The sequence below is a fragment of the Nitrosomonas sp. Nm166 genome (assembly GCF_900112825.1).
In the GTDB taxonomy this organism is placed as follows: domain Bacteria; phylum Pseudomonadota; class Gammaproteobacteria; order Burkholderiales; family Nitrosomonadaceae; genus Nitrosomonas.
Genome location: NZ_FONE01000041.1, coordinates 1 through 18557, shown reverse-complemented (window position 1 = coordinate 18557; position 18557 = coordinate 1). Strand labels below are relative to the sequence as shown.

Here is an 18557-nt window from a genome sequence, read left to right as displayed (position 1 = left end):
ATATTTGACCACAACGCAGCTTATATAAGGTGCTTTTCCCTGTCAAGGCAATAATAAACAGATGTTGCATAAAAACAACAATCATTTTTTAAATTAATTTTAGCTGATCTAATCGAAATCTGAAGTGCGTTGAATAACATACTTAAAAGATAATTTTTATACTAATTTTACGTATTCTGTGAAGCTGAATAGGTTATGTTGAATATCCAGTCTTTGACTTATCTACAAGGCGGGGTTCCATTATTGGAAAATAGTAACCTGCAAGTCTCTCCTAATCACCGTATTGGTCTAGTTGGTAAAAATGGTTGCGGCAAATCCACCCTGTTCCAGTTGATTCGCGGAACACTCAAACCGGATAGCGGAGAAGTCAGTCTGCAACCCGGAAAAGCCATTGCTTTTGTTGAACAGGAGATTATCAATTCAAGCCAGCCTGCTATCGAATTTGTATTAGATGGTGATGTTGAATTGCGACAACTAGAGAAGATTCTGACACAGGCCGAGCATGATGCAACTTGGTTTGAGGCACAGCAGCGCTATGAGGCGATTGAGGGCTATATGGCGCAAGCACGGGCGGCACAGCTACTGAATGGATTGGGTTTTGCCAATGCCGTATTAGAAAAGTCAGTTAATCATTTCTCAGGTGGTTGGCGCATGCGTTTGAACCTGGCTCGCGCATTAATGCATCGCGCTGATTTGTTATTGCTCGACGAACCGACCAACCATTTGGATCTTGATGCTATTCTCTGGCTGGAGCAGTATTTGGTGCGCTATCCGGGCAGTCTGATCGTGGTGTCACATGACCGTGAGTTTCTTAATGCTTGTGTTAACCGCATTGCTCATATCAATAATCGGCAAATTGATTGTTACAGCGGGAATTATGATGATTTCGAACGTGTGCGCGCAGAACGCCTCATGCAACATACCCAGGCTTTTCAGCAGCAGCAAAAAAAGATCGCGCATATGGAAGACTTTGTGCGGCGTTTCCGTGCCAAAGCGACCAAAGCCAAGCAAGCGCAAAGCCGCATTAAAGCACTGGAGCGTTTGACACGCATTGTACCAGCGCATGTCGAAGACGGGTATTTTGAATTGCGGATTGCAGCTCCCGAACGCAGTCCGGATGTTTTGTTACGCGTAAAAAACGTGAACTTTGGCTATGGCAATCACTCGCTGCTGCAACATGTACATCTTATTTTACAGGCAGGCACTCGAATTGCTTTGCTGGGTCCAAATGGCGCAGGAAAATCTACTCTGATAAAACTTCTGGTCGAAGAAATTAAACCCATATCCGGCACACTGGAGCGGGCACAAAATATACGTATTGGCTACTTTGCTCAGCATCAATTGGAAAATTTGGATGGCCATGCAACCCCTCTGCAACATATGCAGCAACTGGCACCTGCACAATCCGAGTTGGATTTGCGAAAATTCCTGGGGCGATTTGGTTTGGGTGGTAATCATGAAGATCGCCCAGTAAGCAGTTTCTCCGGAGGAGAAAAAAGCCGCCTGGCCCTTGCCTTGCTGGCCTGGCAAAAGCCGCATTTGCTGTTACTCGATGAACCGACCAATCATCTAGATTTGGAGATGCGCGATGCATTGACGCTGGCATTAGAAGCTTATACTGGTGCGGTGGTATTAATATCGCATGACCGTAGCTTGGTACGCGCTGTGGCTGATGAACTGTGGCTAGTGGCTGATGGTAAAGTTCAATTGCTAGATGGTGATCTGGAAGATTATAAAAACTGGATAGAAGCTCGTCGCGCTAAGAAAGCTCCTGAATCACAACCACTCCCAAAAGCACGATTAAAAACCTCTACAAAATCAGGTAAAAAGGCACTGCTTTCCAGACAATTAAAGCTTGAAACCGCCCTAACTATTGCCCAGAAAGAATTGGATGAAGCAAGCCGTCAATTAGCTGATCCAGCCACTTACACGAGCCATACTCGTGATGAGGTTGATCAGCTGAGTATAGTTCACGCGACACTTGAAAAGAAAGTAGCAGAACTGGAAGAGAATTGGCTGGAATTGGAAATGGCATTAGAAGAGTAGGACACATCGATACAAACCAGAATCAGATCAAAAGTACCTATTAAACCTGCATGTTCATAATTTCTTGATAAGCTGTTACCAGCTTATTGCGGACTTGTATCATTGATTGGAAGGATACGTTGGCTTTCTGCAGTGAAATCATTACCTCATGTAAATCCACATTGGATTCCCCACTGACAAATTGCATGCTCAACTTATCAGCAGTCTGTTGCGCATAATTCACTTGATCTACAGCGGCTTTAAGCTTTTCACTAAAATCGACACTCGCTATTTCATCCACACTGGACTGTTTTCTTGCACCGGAAGCTAATGCCGATGCTGCTTGCAGTTGCTGCAAGATGTTATCAATTCCGGATTTATCCATGATCCACTCTTATATGATTGGCTTTATTGATTGGCTCTTAAGTATTGTTAAACCAAACCATATTATACATAGCAAATATTGCTAACTCGTCATGCGATATTGTTGTAGCTTATAGCGTAAAGTCCGCTCAGAGATTCCCAGCTTTTTGACGGCCAACTTACGAGAACCATTAACCGCTGCGAGCGTTTCCAGAATATGCTTACGCTCGAGCGTTTTGATATCTTGAGAAGATAGCTCTGAGTTTTTCTCATCGGCATCTTGGTTAGAGACAGCGTCTGGCAGGCTAATATGCTCGGCTTCAATCATATCAGTTGCCAGAATCGTCGCACGCTGCATAACATTCTCCAGTTCTCTGACGTTGCCCGGCCAAGAATATTGAAGTAATTTGTTTATTGCTGCTTTAGTCATTCTACAGGCTGGCTTTCCTGGATCGATTACTGTTTTCAAAACTCGCTGTGCCAGAGGTTCGATATCCAATGGCCGCTCACGCAGTGACGGAATTTCAATTGGAAACACGTTCAATCGATAGTACAGATCTTCACGAAACTGACCTCTTTTAACCATTGCCATCATGTTGCGGTTAGAAGTTGATAAAATTCGGATATCCAATTTGATGATCTTATGTCCACCTACTCTTTCAACTTCCCTTTCTTGCAATACTCGCAACAATTTTGCCTGCAGCTCCAGAGGCATTTCTGAAATTTCGTCCAGCAATAATGTACCACCTTCCGCTTGCTCAAACTTTCCCGGCTGAGCCTGCGTTGCGCCGGTAAAAGCACCTTTTTCGTAACCGAACAGCGTTGCTTCCAGTAAATTTTCTGGAATAGCTGCACAATTAATGGCGATAAATGACTTGGAAGAACGCGCTGAATGCTGATGAATAAAACGCGCGACCACTTCTTTACCACAACCACTTTCACCGGTCAGCATCACAGTCGCAGGTGATTTCGCAACCCGCTTAGCGAGCGATAATAGCGCCCGTGTTCGCGGATCTTTAGCAATAATCTCACTATCCTGTTCAGACTCTGACAGTGAATATTTTTCGACATGCGCCAATAAACTGTCCGGGTCAAAGGGTTTCAACAAATAATCACACGCTCCTTGACGCATTGCGGCAACGGCCTTATCGATTTCCCGGTAAGCCGTCATCAATAACACGGGCAGTTCAGGATTGAGTGTTTTGATTTCCTTTAAAAGCGTAAGCCCATCAATGGGCTTCATCTGCACGTCACTTACCACGATGCCGATCTGGTACTCCAGTAGTATGGCCATTGCATCATTTCCATTCGATGCTGCAAATACCTGATAGCCAGCTAACTTTATGGTGGCACAAATCGCCTCCAGCAAATCTTGATCATCTTCCACCACCAAAACAGGTAATGTCTTCATCTCATCAATTTCCCTTTATTTCGCGGCAGACGTATTACAAATTCACTTCCTGCATCAGGCAATGAATTAACTTGTACAGTACCACCCATTGACTGAATCACACCCCGAACAATCGCTAAGCCAAGGCCAGTGCCTTCTGAACGTGTCGTAAAGAAAGGTTCAAATAATCTTTCCTGCAGTGCCGCATCAATACCCGGCCCGTCATCATGCACACTCAAAACAATACTTTCTTGTTCCATTCTAGCCGATAAAATGATCCGGTCTCCTGGGGAAGATGCCTGCATGGCATTTTCGAGCAGATTGATCATGGCTCCGCATAACGCTTGATGATCCGTCATTACACTTTCTGCTCGGCTATGATCATGCACAATTAATTGCAAATGAAGCGGAATCAGCTGAGGCTCAATGACCTGTTGCAGCTCTGCTAACAAATCGCTGATTACGACATTTTCGAGCTGCGTTATTTCACCTTTTATAAAACGCAGCATACCTTTTATTAAATGTTCCAGATGATGCAAACGCTCAATCGTTTTAGTAGCAAATTTTTGGCGCTCATCGGAACTCAGTGCATCGCTGCCAAGGTGACTGGCATAGAGTAGCGCCGTTGAAAGCGGGGTGCGTAGCTGGTGGGCAAGATTTGCAGCCATCTCACCCATTGAGGTCAAGCGCTGATTACGTCGTATTTTCTCCTGAATTGCATAGGCTTCCGTAATATCATTTACTAGCAAGATTTGCCTATCAGTTGAATCCATTGCATTGCTTTCAACGCGAATACGGCGCTGATCCGCCATATCCTGTAATTTCACATGCCATTCGTTGATCACTGCAGTCGGTGATAAACGGTCCTGAACAACTTGATCCCAACTCAATCCAACCAATGGCTCGCCAAGTATAGTAAAAGCAGCCGGATTCACCTGCTCGATACATGCATGCCCATTAAGCGCCAGGACGCCAGCGGGTAAAGCATTTAACAAAAAACTTAACTGTTGAGATAAGTCTTCCTTTGCAAGCAACTGTCTGTGCAGTTCACCATTTGCCATGGCAAGTTCATGGGTCAATTGCACCACCTGATGCTGTAATTCTTGATATACGCCTGAAAGTTGTTCTGATGCCTCATTAAAAGCCGCAAACGCAAGCTGCAGCTGCTCTTGATCTACGGGCACCGACTTAGCCTCGATGATTTGATGTGTTTGCACGGCTTAAATAACAGTTATGAGAATGCCTGTAGCTTAACATTCATGCCAATCCCCAATGATCTAAATAAGGTGAGCAAACCTATGTTATTCAAACCTTCATATTTTATGAATTTATCGATAATCATCTCATCAATAATTCTGATCGTGTAAAAAAGGGTAAATATGCCTACGGCACAAATACAGATGAATTTAATCAGTAAACAATAATTGGCAAGTACTCGGAATTTAAGCAGGAGAATAGTGCGTGGCAACAGTACCCAACCAACCCAATACAACCACACCTACGACAACATTTCGACTAGAACAATTTAGCCAATTATCTAATCAAAAAAAGCTCGGTTTGATTATGGCTGCAGCAGCCGTTGTCGCCTTGCTGGCAGGTGCTTTGATGTGGAGCCAGACACCAGATTATCGTGTTCTCTACAATAATGTGTCGGATCAGGATGGTGCAGCCATCATCAGTGCCTTGCAACAAATGAACGTGCCCTACAAGTTTTCGGATAGTGGTGGCGCTATTCTCATTCCTGAGAAACAAGTGCATGAAGTACGTCTGCGATTAGCGGGTCAAGGGCTGCCCAAAGGTAGCCTGCCTGGATTTGAATTGATGGAGAACCAGAAATTCGGCTCCAGCCAATTCCTCGAACAGGTCAATTATCAGCGCGCATTAGAAGGCGAGCTGGCACGCTCAGTGCAGTCATTATCAGCAGTACAAAGTGCGCGCGTACACCTGGCAATTGCCAAGCCGTCGGTATTCTCGAGGGAAAAACAGCAACCCAGCGTCTCTGTATTACTCAATTTATATCCTGGCAGGGTTTTAAGTACTGAGCAAGTCAGCGCAATTGTACATTTAATGGCAAGTAGCGTGCCCAATTTACCGGTAAGAAATGTAACCGTGATTGATCAAAACGGCAATTTGCTCAGTACGTCAAATGAGAACAAGCCGGACAAGGGATTTGATGCTAAGCAATTACAATACATACAAGAGCTTGAAGAAAATTATATTCGCCGCATCGAAACCATACTGACGCCCATTACAGGCAGTGCCAATGTACGTGCTCAGGTTACTGCAGATTTGGATTTTTCCCGTGTTGAGCGCGCTGAAGAAATTTATCGACCCAATAACACCGAATCGGATGCTGCCACTATCCGTAGTCAGCAAACACTCGAATCTGCTTCCACCGGTTCAAAAATTGATGGAGGAATTCCCGGAGCGCTCACGAACCGCCCGCCCGAACCTGCTACTGCTCCTATTGAAGCAGGAGGAGAAAACAAAGAAGCCAGTGATAAGGCGCCGCCGTTACCAACGGACAAGAAAAAAGAATCTACAACTAACTATGAAGTGGATAAAACGGTACAACACACACAACAATCCATTGGTAATATCAAACGGTTAACTGCAGCAGTTGTCGTGAATTACCGTAAGAAAACAGGTGAGAACGGCGAAGTTACCTATGAGCCATTGACAGCTGAAGAAATCAAAGAAATCAATAGCCTTGTGAAAGAAGCCATGGGTTACAACGAAAAACGCGGAGACTCACTTACTGTAACCAATAGTTTATTTGCTACTGAAAACGAGACGTTACTGGATACTGCTTTCTGGAAAGATCCCGATAGCCTGCTATTTGCAAAGGATATGGGTAAGCAACTGCTCATTGCAGCCATTGTGTTATTTTTCCTGCTAAAAATTTTACGGCCATTCTTAAAAAATTTAACTCAACCACCCGCCCCTGCGTTGACAGAGAAATTACCTGATGAAACATCATTTAATCAATTGCCAGAACAAATGGATGGCGCAGCCATTCAAGCTATTCAGAAATCCCTATTTGAAGAAAACCTCAAAAAAGCCAGACAACTGGCTATAGATAAGCCTGCCATCGTCGCCAATGTTGTTAAAGATTGGGTATCTAGGCATGGATGATGAAGGAATAAAAAAAAGCGCAATTTTACTGATGACACTGGGAGAACAGGAGGCAGCATCAGTCATTAAACTATTAGGCCCCAAGGAAGTGCAGAGACTGGGCGAAACAATGTCCAGTTTGCAGAACATTACTCGCGTAGAAATTGAAAATATTATCAAGGAATTCTGTGAGGAAGCTGAAGGAAGGACGACATTAGGTCAGGATTCGGCTGACTATATCCGAAAAGTTCTGACCAGTGCATTGGGTGATGAAAAAGCAGCCAATCTCATTGATCGCATTCTGCATGGCGGTGATACCAGCGGCATTGAAGGACTCAAGTGGATGGATGCCCCATCGGTGGCCGAACTCATCAAGAATGAACACCCGCAAATTATTGCAACCATCCTGGTTCATCTGGAGCGTGATCAAGCCAGTGAAATTTTAAGTTTATTCACTGAACGATTGCGCAATGAGACCTTATTACGTATCGCCACATTGGATAGCATTCAGCCCGATGCGCTGCGTGAACTCAATGATGTCCTGACGAAATTGCTATCGGGCAGCAATAATATCCGTAAAGCAGCGATGGGGGGCGTGCGCGCCGCCGCTGAGATTCTCAATTTTGTTCCTGCCGCTCAAGAAACCAGCGTGATTGATAATATCAAACAGTACGATGAAGAATTGGCGCAAAAAATCATGGACGAGATGTTTGTATTTGATAATCTGATCGATATTGATGACCATGGTATTCAATTGCTGCTTAGAGAGGTGCAATCAGAATCTCTGATTATCGCCTTGAAAGGTGCACAAGAAGAATTACGCAAGAAAATTTTCAAAAATATGTCACAGCGTGCTGCTGAGGCATTAAGAGAAGATCTCGAAAGCAAAGGTCCGGTTCGGGTATCCGAAGTTGAGGCAGAACAAAAAGAAATTCTTAAAACTCTGCGCCAGCTGGCTGATGATGGACAAATCGTACTCGGCGGAAAAGGTGAGGATAACTACATTTAACGGATACGTTTTAGTCAGATTAATCTGATCAGCGCAATTAAGTTATTCATTACTGCAATAAAAGTTTACATATGATGACCAGCAACTTCATTCTAAAAGAAAAACTCACTGCTTATCAGCGGTGGGAAATGAATTCCTTGGACGCACCGGATCCAACTCTGAAAGACCAACCGGCCATTCCTGAAAATAACACTCAACCAAACCAGGCCAACAGCCTACCGACTGAAGAAGACATTGCAGCAATTTTTCAGCAAGCCAAAACAGCAGGCTATGCGGCAGGCTACCAGGAAGGTAGCACAGCAGGCTATACAGAAGGCAGAAAAGCAGCCGAAGTAGAAGTTAAAGCCGAGATAGCTCGCCTCCAAACATTGCTATCCAATCTGGATCAAGATCTGCATCAGATTGATCAACAAGTTGCGGATGATTTATTAGATCTGGCCATTGCGCTTGCCAAAAAAATGGTCATCCAGGCACTCAAACTCAAACCTGAGCTGATTGTTCCCATCGTGCAAGAAGCTATTCGAAATTTGCCCAATGCGATGCAACATCCGCGGCTTTATTTGCATCCCGATGATGCAGAAATAGTCCGTTTGCACTTGAATGATCAGCTAGCACCAGACGGCTGGTCTATCCGTGAAGACACGCAACTATCCAGAGGCGGCTGCCGCATCGAAGCCAATGGCAGTGAAATCGATGCCAGTCCGGAAGTACGCTGGCAAAGAATATTGTCAGCTATTGGTCATAATGACAGCTGGCTCGAGAAAGATGAATAGAAATCGTCATGAACAATGGGATAGCTTCTTAAGAAATTGCACCCAACTGATCACTCCTTCCAATCCTTTTTTATTGAGCGGCACGATTACCCGTGTAACAGGATTAGTGATGGAAGCGGTAGGGCTCAAAATGGCTGTTGGCAGTAGCTGTACTATTTTTCTTTCCAATGGTCAGACTGTTTCAGCCGAAGTGGTTGGATTTTCCGGAGATCGTCTTTTCCTGATGCCATCCAGCGATGTTTATGGATTATCACCTGGCGCAAAAGTAATCCCTACGGAATTTGCTGCAGATCCTCCCCAATTTGGTAAATTTCAACACCCTCGCAGACGCGCAACAGATCGGGCCAGACATGTCACCGTTGGACCCGAACTACTCGGCCGTGTTTTAAACAGCATCGGCGAGCCACTTGATCGTCTTGGTCCTACTCGCGCAGAATACAACGTACCCTTATACAGTCGACCTTATAATCCGTTGGAACGAATTCCCATAACAAGATCCCTTGATGTTGGTGTACGTGCGATTAACACGCTACTGACAGTAGGGCGAGGACAACGCATGGGGCTATTTGCCGGCAGCGGTGTGGGCAAAAGCGTATTGCTTGGCATGATGGCGCGTTATACCACAGCTGATGTGATAGTGGTCGGGTTAATTGGAGAGCGAGGACGTGAAGTTAAGGAATTTATAGAGAATATTCTTGGTGAGGAGGGACTCGCACGTTCTGTCGTTATCGCAGCACCTGCAGATACCTCGCCATTACTACGCTTACAAGGCGCAGCCTATGCGACAGCCATTGCCGAATATTTTCGCGATACCGGCAAGCATGTGTTGCTCATCATGGATTCGCTGACCCGCTATGCCATGGCACAAAGGGAAATATCCTTAGCCATTGGTGAGCCTCCTGCCACCAAAGGCTATCCGCCGTCTGTATTCGCCAAATTGCCGCAACTGATAGAACGCGCCGGCAATGGTAATCAGGAAAATGGCTCTATTACAGCTTTTTATACAATATTGGCCGAAGGAGATGACCAAAATGATCCCATCGCTGATAGCGCCCGCGCCATTCTCGATGGGCATATCGTTTTATCGCGCCGCCTCGCTGAGGCAGGACATTATCCTGCGATTGATATCGAAGCTTCGATCAGTCGTATCATGACCAGTGTAGTCTCACAGCAACAGATTGACATGGCTAGACAATTTAAAAGCCTGTATTCCCGTTATCAGCGCAATCATGATTTGATCAGTGTGGGTGCTTATGCGGCAGGCACTGACCCGGAATTGGATCGAGCAATTAGGCTTTATCCAGCGCTCGAAAAATTTTTACATCAAAACATGTCTCAGCAAGAAAACTTCGCTAATAGTCTTGAAAAACTCTCTAAATTGTTTGAGAGTGAAGAAGCACAGTAATCCAGAACGGCTATTACGATACGATGTCAGCACCCTCAGCGCTAAAAATTCTTCTGCAGTTAACTCAGCAACAGGCGGATTCTTCAGCCAGGAAACTTGGCAAGCTAAACTTTCAGCAACAGGAAGCAGAGAAGAAATTGAATCTGCTTTTGCAGTATCGCCATAGTTATCAATTGCATCTGCAGAATTCTATGGAACAAGGAATTAATCAAATGGAATGGTTAAATTTCATTGCTTTTATAAATAAGCTCGATACGGCAATCAGTGAACAACGCCAAGTTGTTTTGCATGCCCAGAGCAAACGAATTGCCGCAAGCAATGAATTCTTATCCTATCAATGCAAATTAAAATCTTATAACACGCTGTCACAGCGCCAACAAAATGCTGAAAATCAGAACCAAATCAAGTATGAGCAAAAATTACAGGATGAATTTACTTCAAATACTTTAAGCCGTAACTCATCTTCAAAAAAAGATAGCTGGTAACTTATCGCAACGGCAAGAAATGGCATACTTATTGCTTTGAAAATATTATAATTATTTTATGAGATCGAAGACGTATGTTAAATATCTCTGCCATACCTCAAATTAAATCCTCAGTCGATAATCCAATAGCGATAAGCAACTCTGGAGGTGGCAATCCACAACAACCCGCGACAGAGGAATTCGCTAAGGTCATGAAACGTGAAGTATCTGAAACGACCAGCAAGCACGAGGCAAACCACGCTACCGATAAGACTGCCATAGCGGAATCCGCAGAACACGCCGCTTCATCAGAAAAAGGCGATGCAGCTCCGACCACAATAACGCATGCATCAGATACCCATCATCTCATTAATAATGGATTTATTGATGCGGCACCATATCCAGTCAATTCATTATCGTTTCCACTCGAGTCAGTCCCAAACCCAGATACTTTGATGACAACATCCATCTTGCCAGCGACATTATCTGCGTTACCTTCCAACTCGTTAATGCATCATGATAATGAGCTAGCAACAAGCCAAGCGCTTCTTACGAATCAAATGCTGCAGCAAAGATTCGTGCAGACTATAGCTGCCAACGACTTTACTTATTTGACGAATGACTTTTGGCAAGCGTTCGATACGGCAAATTCTGCCGCTTATGGCAAACTTTTACCCTTTTCTTCGGAGATGAGCGAAGCTATCCCAATCAATATCAGGGAATCGATATTTTCAGGATTTAATGAGTCAATACCAACATCACTTGGCTTAAGCCATACCGCTTCTGCTGCGCCACTGAATACAACATTACAGAATGTTCAAGTCGATCTTGCAGTAGGTCAACCTAAATGGAATGGCGAATTTGCACAAAAAATTGTCTGGCTAACAACTCAACAACATCAGGTGGCTGAAGTCCATTTAAATCCAGCTCACCTTGGCCCTGTTGAAGTGATGCTCAGTATTATGCAAGATCAGGCTACCGCCCAATTTTTATCTCCTCATGCAGCAGTACGTGAAGCTATTGAAGAAGCTTTGCCCAGGTTAAGAGAAATGATGGCTGAAAATGGAATTCAATTGGGCAATGTAATGGTAGGTTCTGATTCGTTCCAGCAAGAAAATAGACAGCAGCAAGCCTATCCTTCGGCAAAGAACACCCCCAGCACAATGAGTACAAGAACAGAAACCACCAGCCAAATTGAAACCACCGTTTTGACTAATAGCAATAGACATCATGGTATTGTCGACACTTACGCCTGATCACTTCATAATCAACTCAGTAGCGCTCATCAACTTTTTGATTGACCTGCGTACTTGAAATAACCCTATTAATTGATTGCTATTTGTCATATCAGCATACCGCTCGGTCAATGATAATTGAGCTCACCAATAAGGAGTTGAGCAAAATGTCAAGAACTATTGAAACATCATCTGGAGCAGATGGAAAAAAAAATAAGAAAAGCTTGTTAATTATTATCTTGATAGCAATCATTGCCATCGGCGCAGGCACCGGTGGTACATGGTATGCAATGAAGAGGCTAAGTAGTGAAGAATCGGGGCCTGAGAAACTTAAGGAAAAACCCACTGCATTTATAGATCTTGATATTTTTACGGTTAATCTTCTGCCGGAAGAAAATAATCAATACTTGCAGGTTGGGTTAACAGCAAAAACCCGAGAAACACCTGTCATAGCAGAGATTAAAAAGCAGATGCCGGATATCCGCAATCGCATTCTAATGCTGCTCTCCAGTCAAAAAGCAGCGAACCTCGCCAGTATTACAGGTAAGCAGCAATTAAGTCGACAGATTGTTGATGAAATCAAACAATCATTAAGCTCAGTAGAACTGCGAGAAGATGTGCTGGAAGTATTATTTACATCATTTGTGATCCAGTAAACCGCACATGGCTGAAGACTTTCTCTCACAAGACGAAGTTGACGCACTTCTCAAAGGTGCCACTGGTGAGAACGATGAGGTGCAGCAAGAAGAAGAAAAGGGTGGTGTCCGGCCTTACAACCTTGCCACGCAAGAACGCATTGTTCGTGGACGAATGCCTACGTATGAGATTATCAATGAACGGTTTGCGCGTTTATTGCGTATCGGTTTATTCAATTTCATGCGCCGTACGGTGGATATTTCTGTTGGGCCTGTCAAAGTCATCAAATTCAGTGAATTTGTACGCAATCTGGTGGTACCCACCAATCTCAACATGGTTCATATAAAACCGTTGCGAGGTACAGCATTGCTCGTTTTTGATCCCAATTTGATTTTTCTGATTGTGGATAATCTGTTTGGGGGTGACGGTCGCTATCACACGCGCGTTGAGGGAAGAGACTTTACTCAAACCGAGCAACGCATTATTCAACGTTTGCTCAATGTGGTATTCGAGGATTATGAGAAATCATGGAAGTCCGTGTACCCGGTTAAATTTGAGTATGTCAGGTCTGAGATGAATCCGCAATTTGCCACTATCGCCACACCCAATGAAGTGGTAGTGACCGTTGCCTTTGATATTGACATGGGTAACAAAGGGGGCGAACTCCACGTATGTATTCCTTATTCCATGATCGAACCCATTCGAGATACTTTATACAGTTCTTTGCAAGGCGATCATCTGGAGGTTGACAAACGCTGGATCAAGCTGCTGTCACAGCAAGTGCAAGGCGCCGAAGTGGAACTGGTTGCTAACCTCGGACATACGAAAGTTACATTTGATCAGATTCTCAGTATACAAGCAGGCGATATCATTCCACTAGAAATTCCTAAAACTGTTACCGCACATGTTGATGGTGTACCCGTTATGGACTGTCACTATGGCACTATAAATGGACGATATGCTCTTCGAGTCAATGCGATAATTTCCCTGTCAGAAACTGAATAATTTATTGGAGCCCGAGAAATATGTCAGAGCCTACAGCAAACGATCACACTGCGACCGATGATTGGGCCGCGGCGATGGCGGAACAGGCAGCTACTCAAAATCACTCAACTGGAAAAGAAGCGGAAGTGGATGACTGGGCTGTAGAAATGGCAGAGCAAGCGGCATCCACTCAAAGTCACGCTGATAATACCCGAGAAAATTTTCTAACATCGACTGACACAGGAAAAAATAATCACACTATGCCCGGCATACAAACAGCCTCCGTATTCGAGGAATTTTCAAAAGATAGCGCATCACATAATTCTCGCCATGATATCGACATGATTCTTGATATTCCCGTGCAGCTAACTGTTGAATTGGGACGCACCAAGATTGCTATCAAGAATCTGCTGCAGCTGGCGCAAGGCTCGGTCGTTGAGTTGGATGGCATGGCTGGCGAACCGATGGATGTGCTGGTCAATGGCTGCCTTATCGCACAAGGTGAAGTAGTGGTCGTAAATGATAAGTTCGGCATCAGACTGACAGACATCATCACACCCAGTGAACGTATTCGTAAACTTAATCGCTAGAGCCATCCATGTTAGATCGTTATTGGATATTTTTTGGATTGATGTCTCCATTTCATGCCCTTGCTGAAACAGGAAAGTTAAGTTACACCCCGCCTCCTTCGATAATATCTACTGAAAGTACGTTACAGACGATGGGTGGATTACTACTGGTGTTAGCGATCATTGGAGGTATTACATGGCTACTCAAACGTTTCGCATTGATACCAACTCCCGTCACAGGTGTGTTGAAAATTATTGCTGCGACCGGAGTTGGCCAGAGAGAACGCATTGTTGTGGTTGAAATTGATAACACTTGGTTAATATTGGGTGTGGCACCAGGCCGCGTTGACAAACTCCATACGATGGATAAACCCAACCTGAACACTACTGATAAAACGCAAACTAGCACCTCCACTGAAGCATTTGCTGTGCAGCTTAACGAAAGTATTAAGAAAAATGATGTTTAAGTTAAATTTCTGCTGCGGCCTAGCCAGCTTGAAAAAGCACAACCTGCTGCAGATCATACTTTTCTTTACTGGTTTTATCGCCCTTCCAGCATTGGCACAAAAATTCGGCTTCCCAGCGTTTACCAGTACGCCCAACGCAAACGGCAGCACAACGTATGCGTTGAACTTGCAAACATTGTTACTGTTAACTTCACTGACTTTTTTACCTGCGGCAGTGTTAATGATGTCAAGTTTCACTCGTATTATCATAGTATTATCATTGATCAGGCTGGCATTGGGTACCCAGTCTTCCCCGCCGAATCAGGTATTGCTCGGATTGGCGTTATTTCTGACCTTTTTTATCATGTCGCCAGTCATTGACCGGGTTTACACGGAAGCGTACTTACCTTTTTCTGAAGATAAAATCAGTATTATGGAAGCAGCGGATAAAGCGAGTGTGCCGTTAAAATCCTTCATGCTGCACCAGACCCGCGAGACTGATCTGGCGCTTTTTGTGCAGATCTCGGGCAGCGAAGAGATCGAAAGCCGAGACAAAGTGCCACTGAAAATACTGGTTCCCGCGTATATTACCAGTGAATTGAAAACCGCATTCCAGATCGGCTTTGTGATATTTATTCCATTCCTGATCATTGACCTGGTTGTATCCAGCGTACTGATGGCCATGGGTATGATGATGCTGTCACCCATGATCATTTCACTACCATTTAAATTAATGCTTTTTGTTCTGGTCGATGGTTGGCATTTAATTATCGGTTCTTTGACTCAAAGCTTTCACACATGAAAGGAAACACATCATGACCCCAGAAAGTGCAATGGCAATAGGCCGGCAGGCGCTTGAAATCACATTTATGGTTTCCGCTCCCCTTTTACTGTCAGCTCTGGCGACCGGCTTGCTGGTCAGTATCTTCCAGGCAGCGACGCAAATTAATGAAATGACCCTATCATTCATACCTAAATTATTGGTCATGTTTCTGGTCATGGTACTGGCCGGACCCTGGATGATCAATATCATGACAGATTATATGCAACGGCTCTTTACCAGCATCCCCTGGCTGGCCATTGGTTAATAGCACAGGTAGTTTAGCCATTGATAATACAGCATTAAGCGCACTGAGCAACGGAACAAAGTAGCGCCATGCTCAGTATCACCACTGCAGAATTAAATACCTTGCTGGCAACATTTATCTGGCCATTCAGCAGGATTCTGGCATTGGTAGCCACTGCGCCTATTCTGGGAAATCCAAGTATTCCTGTCAGGGTAAAACTGGGATTAGCAATCATGCTCACCATATTGGTTACACCCACAGTAGAAAAATCACTGCCACAGATTGATCCTTCTACCGGCCTGGGATTAATCATCCTGCTGCAGCAATTACTGACTGGTATCGCGATTGGGTTTGTCATGCGAATTGTTTTTGTTGCGGTGGAAATGGCGGGTGAATTGATTGGCTTGCAAATGGGCCTCGGTTTTGCAATTTTCTTTGATGCGCAGAATTCGGGTCAGATTGACATCATAGGTCGCTTTCTGGGAGTAATCGCCAGCCTCGCATTCCTGGCAATTGACGGTCACTTAATGATGATTGCTTTGATCTCCCAAAGCTTCAGTACATTGCCGGTCGATGCTAAGGGAATCACCGATACCACATTTACTACGCTTGTAAATTGGGGGGGAGAAATTTTTAAATCCGGCCTGCAACTCTCACTCCCTGTTCTGACTGCTTTACTCATTACCAATCTTGCCTTGGGCATTCTGACACGTGCCGCACCGCAACTCAATATTTTTGCGGTTGGTTTTCCGCTGACACTTTCCATTGGTCTTCTCGTTCTGGCACTCAGTATACCTTTTTACGCGCCTATCCTGGGACGTCTCGTATACGACGGTTTAAACTTAATAATGGGGATTCTTAATATCAGCCAAATGAATATGCCATAAATAAATTTCGGCCGGCACGAATCGGTTCAGACTGATCTTTTAATAACACATAAGTTAATGGTGTAATACATAAACAAATGCTATTTCCCTTCTTTTTCAACATAAGCTCTTTATTTGAAATTGTTAAAGTAGTCGCTTACTTACTCAAACGACCCATACTATTCTTTCTAGAAGCAGGTCAGGTATTTGCTCGTTTAATCAATAACATATGACGTTTAAGTCACGCTTACTCAATTCACTGCGCAGAATTTCATCGTCGGAATCTGGTCATGAGAAAGAATCTGCTGTGCTTGATAATGCATCACAATCTGATAATACCTTTGATTCTGATCAACAATCTTTAATCAATAGCATCAAACAGCAACTCGAAACAGCCTATCTTGAGCGCTTAGGTGCAGAAGACCGAGCTATCAAGGAAGCACAGAAACGCATTCAAGCAGAAAATGCGGCAAGAGTAGCGGCTGAAGCAAGAGCTCGAGCCGAAGCCAATGCTAGAATTGCAGCCGAAACAAGGATTCAGGCTGAAGAAATTGCAACCGAGCAAGCTCGAACCAGAGCTAAAGCAGAAGCACTTGCAACTAAAGAGGCCGATGTTCGACGAGAACTTGAAATCAAAGCCAAACATCTCGCCGATGAAAAATACAAAGCTGAAAAAGCCTTAAATCTTTTATTGGAAGCAAAAATCAAAGCAGAAGCTTCTCTGGTAGAAAAAATGCAGAAACGCGTTGAACAGGAGGCAATAGCCTTAGACAAAGTTCATGCAGCTGCATTAAAAGAAAAGGAAGCTACCGAAGCTGTCATACATAGAGCCAGAGTCGCAGAAGAAGCCCGTTTAATCGCATTGGCCGCTATTGAAGCTGAAACCAATACAGCAATGCTTGCACATGCAAAAAATCAGGAAGCACAAAAAACCATTGCTCTGGCCAAAGCACGTGAAGAAGCTGAAAGGCAGGCTTTCGAAGAAATACAAATTCGCTCACAAATAGCAGCACAAACTCTGGCACAAGCTGCCCGGCGTTTGGAGATTGAGAAAAAAGCGGAAGAAGTGGAAGAAAATAGAATGAAAGCCGAAATTGCTGCCGCACAGGCCGCGATGGAAAAAGCCGAGGCTGAAACGATAGCGGCCGAACAAGCACGAAAAAGAGCAGAGTCAGATGCTCAGGCGGCCGTTGCGGCACGAGATAAAGCCGATGCCGAGAAGGTTGCGATGGAAATAGCTGAATCCATTATTGCCAGGGAAAAAGCAGCAGCCGATGCAATCAAAGCATGCCTTATCGCTGAATCCGAGTTACTGGAAGAAGCTAACAAACGCATGCAGATCGAGGCTGAAGCATTAGCTGCCGCGGAAGCGGTTTTACGCACTGAAAAAGAAGTCGCAGCAATTGCTAGCAAGAGAAAGAAAGCTGATATCACGGCAGCAAAAGAATATCAAAAACGCATCAAAGCAGATGAAGAAGCCATTCAGGAAGCTGAAGCACGTGCGCAGGCTGACAGAGCCGCCAAAAACGCAGCAAAAAACAGAGCAGAAGCAGAAATTCTCTTAAGAACTACAGCCGAAGCCAAAATGCAGATGGAAGAACTTGCAGCACAAGAAATGCATATTAAAGCTGAACTGGAGCAGCAATTGCTTAAAGATGCAGAAATTCGTACTAGAGCAATGATGGATGCAAGACAGGCTGTTGCTGAGCGCCTTAAAATCGAACAAAAGATCACTGGCCTAGCAATAACCCGAGCACAAGCAAAGATCATAGCCGCCAATAAAACCAAAGCCCAGCTCAAAGCAGAAAAAGCTGCCACCAGCCTTGCCCTAGAAAAAGCCAGAACTGAATCGGCTACTCTTGTTGCCATGCAAGAAAGAATAGCTCTGGAAGCAAAAGCACTAGAAGCTGCAACAGAACGAGAAGTTGTTGAAGTCATGGCGAAAGAAGCTGTATTTGCGCGCGCTCAAGCTGATAAAGAAGCAACTGCTGCTGCAACTGCAAGAATACGCGCTGAAATTGCCGCCGCAGAACATTCACGCAATCAGGTCGTTTCAAATACCAAACAATAAATTTTAAAACTATAAAAAACTCGGCCACAAGCGGCCGAGTCTTAGATGTACTAGCTCAGATCAGATCGTACAGTTACCGAATTGATTGGGTATCTGTCAGACTAGATTTGGTAGTTTTTGCTCTTCCAAATTTCTTTCCC

Annotated in this window: 18 protein-coding genes; 15 read left to right on the top strand and 3 right to left on the bottom strand. The window is 44.4% G+C overall.

Features of this window, described 5'->3' with window-relative positions:
• The first annotated feature begins 195 nt into the window (after window positions 1-195).
• Window positions 196-2046 carry an ABC-F family ATP-binding cassette domain-containing protein gene (locus tag BM021_RS11630; RefSeq protein ID WP_090721203.1) on the top strand — a complete coding sequence of 617 codons (1851 nt, stop codon included), beginning with the start codon at window positions 196-198 and terminating at the stop codon, window positions 2044-2046.
• Window positions 2047-2086: 40 nt separating this feature from the next.
• On the opposite strand, the gene fliE is transcribed toward BM021_RS11630, so the two are convergent.
• The 3 genes from fliE to BM021_RS11615 form a co-directional block, all read right to left on the bottom strand.
• Complete coding sequence (fliE, locus tag BM021_RS11625) at window positions 2087-2410, bottom strand: flagellar hook-basal body complex protein FliE (protein WP_090721202.1); 324 nt, start codon at window positions 2408-2410, stop codon at window positions 2087-2089.
• Between the two features lie 81 nt (window positions 2411-2491).
• A complete protein-coding gene (locus tag BM021_RS11620; RefSeq protein ID WP_090721201.1) occupies window positions 2492-3799 on the bottom strand; it encodes a sigma-54-dependent transcriptional regulator in 1308 nt (435 codons plus the stop codon).
• A complete protein-coding gene (locus BM021_RS11615) occupies window positions 3796-4962 on the bottom strand; it encodes a sensor histidine kinase (protein ID WP_256207890.1) in 1167 nt (388 codons plus the stop codon). Before BM021_RS11615 ends, BM021_RS11620 begins: the two co-directional genes overlap by 4 nt.
• 277 nt (window positions 4963-5239) lie before the next feature.
• Between BM021_RS11615 and fliF the strand changes: the two genes are divergently transcribed.
• The 14 genes from fliF to BM021_RS11545 all read left to right on the top strand — a co-directional run bounded on the left by fliF (window position 5240) and on the right by BM021_RS11545 (window position 18417).
• Window positions 5240-6913 carry a flagellar basal-body MS-ring/collar protein FliF gene (gene fliF, locus BM021_RS11610; protein WP_090721199.1) on the top strand — a complete coding sequence of 558 codons (1674 nt, stop codon included), beginning with the start codon at window positions 5240-5242 and terminating at the stop codon, window positions 6911-6913.
• On the top strand, window positions 6906-7901 hold the full coding sequence (fliG, locus tag BM021_RS11605; RefSeq protein WP_090721198.1) for a flagellar motor switch protein FliG: 996 nt from the start codon (window positions 6906-6908) through the stop codon (window positions 7899-7901). The genes fliF and fliG overlap by 8 nt, the downstream gene beginning before the upstream one ends.
• A 71-nt stretch (window positions 7902-7972) precedes the next feature.
• On the top strand, window positions 7973-8674 hold the full coding sequence (locus tag BM021_RS11600) for a flagellar assembly protein FliH (RefSeq protein WP_090721197.1): 702 nt from the start codon (window positions 7973-7975) through the stop codon (window positions 8672-8674).
• Window positions 8667-10079, top strand: a complete 1413-nt coding sequence (fliI, locus tag BM021_RS11595; protein ID WP_090721196.1) for a flagellar protein export ATPase FliI — start codon at window positions 8667-8669, stop codon at window positions 10077-10079. Before BM021_RS11600 ends, fliI begins: the two co-directional genes overlap by 8 nt.
• A gap of 23 nt (window positions 10080-10102) precedes the next feature.
• A complete protein-coding gene (gene fliJ, locus BM021_RS11590; protein ID WP_090721195.1) occupies window positions 10103-10564 on the top strand; it encodes a flagellar export protein FliJ in 462 nt (153 codons plus the stop codon).
• A gap of 74 nt (window positions 10565-10638) precedes the next feature.
• Window positions 10639-11799 carry a flagellar hook-length control protein FliK gene (locus BM021_RS11585; RefSeq protein WP_090721194.1) on the top strand — a complete coding sequence of 387 codons (1161 nt, stop codon included), beginning with the start codon at window positions 10639-10641 and terminating at the stop codon, window positions 11797-11799.
• A gap of 146 nt (window positions 11800-11945) precedes the next feature.
• Complete coding sequence (gene fliL, locus BM021_RS11580) at window positions 11946-12434, top strand: flagellar basal body-associated protein FliL (protein ID WP_090721193.1); 489 nt, start codon at window positions 11946-11948, stop codon at window positions 12432-12434.
• Between the two features lie 7 nt (window positions 12435-12441).
• Window positions 12442-13419 (top strand): flagellar motor switch protein FliM, encoded by a 978-nt coding sequence (fliM, locus tag BM021_RS11575; protein WP_090721192.1) that lies wholly within the window; start codon window positions 12442-12444, stop codon window positions 13417-13419.
• A 20-nt stretch (window positions 13420-13439) separates the two neighbouring features.
• Window positions 13440-13988 (top strand): flagellar motor switch protein FliN, encoded by a 549-nt coding sequence (gene fliN, locus BM021_RS11570; protein ID WP_090721191.1) that lies wholly within the window; start codon window positions 13440-13442, stop codon window positions 13986-13988.
• 41 nt (window positions 13989-14029) lie between these two features.
• Window positions 14030-14434 (top strand): flagellar biosynthetic protein FliO, encoded by a 405-nt coding sequence (gene fliO / locus BM021_RS11565; protein WP_256207889.1) that lies wholly within the window; start codon window positions 14030-14032, stop codon window positions 14432-14434.
• On the top strand, window positions 14424-15215 hold the full coding sequence (gene fliP / locus BM021_RS11560; RefSeq protein WP_256207888.1) for a flagellar type III secretion system pore protein FliP: 792 nt from the start codon (window positions 14424-14426) through the stop codon (window positions 15213-15215). The genes fliO and fliP overlap by 11 nt, the downstream gene beginning before the upstream one ends.
• Before the next feature lie 13 nt (window positions 15216-15228).
• Window positions 15229-15501, top strand: coding sequence for a flagellar biosynthesis protein FliQ (gene fliQ / locus BM021_RS11555; protein ID WP_090721189.1), 273 nt, complete (start codon window positions 15229-15231; stop codon window positions 15499-15501).
• A 68-nt stretch (window positions 15502-15569) separates the two neighbouring features.
• Window positions 15570-16367 (top strand): flagellar biosynthetic protein FliR, encoded by a 798-nt coding sequence (gene fliR, locus BM021_RS11550; protein ID WP_090721188.1) that lies wholly within the window; start codon window positions 15570-15572, stop codon window positions 16365-16367.
• A 208-nt stretch (window positions 16368-16575) separates the two neighbouring features.
• On the top strand, window positions 16576-18417 hold the full coding sequence (locus BM021_RS11545; protein ID WP_090721187.1) for a coiled-coil domain-containing protein: 1842 nt from the start codon (window positions 16576-16578) through the stop codon (window positions 18415-18417).
• Window positions 18418-18557 lie beyond the last annotated feature (140 nt).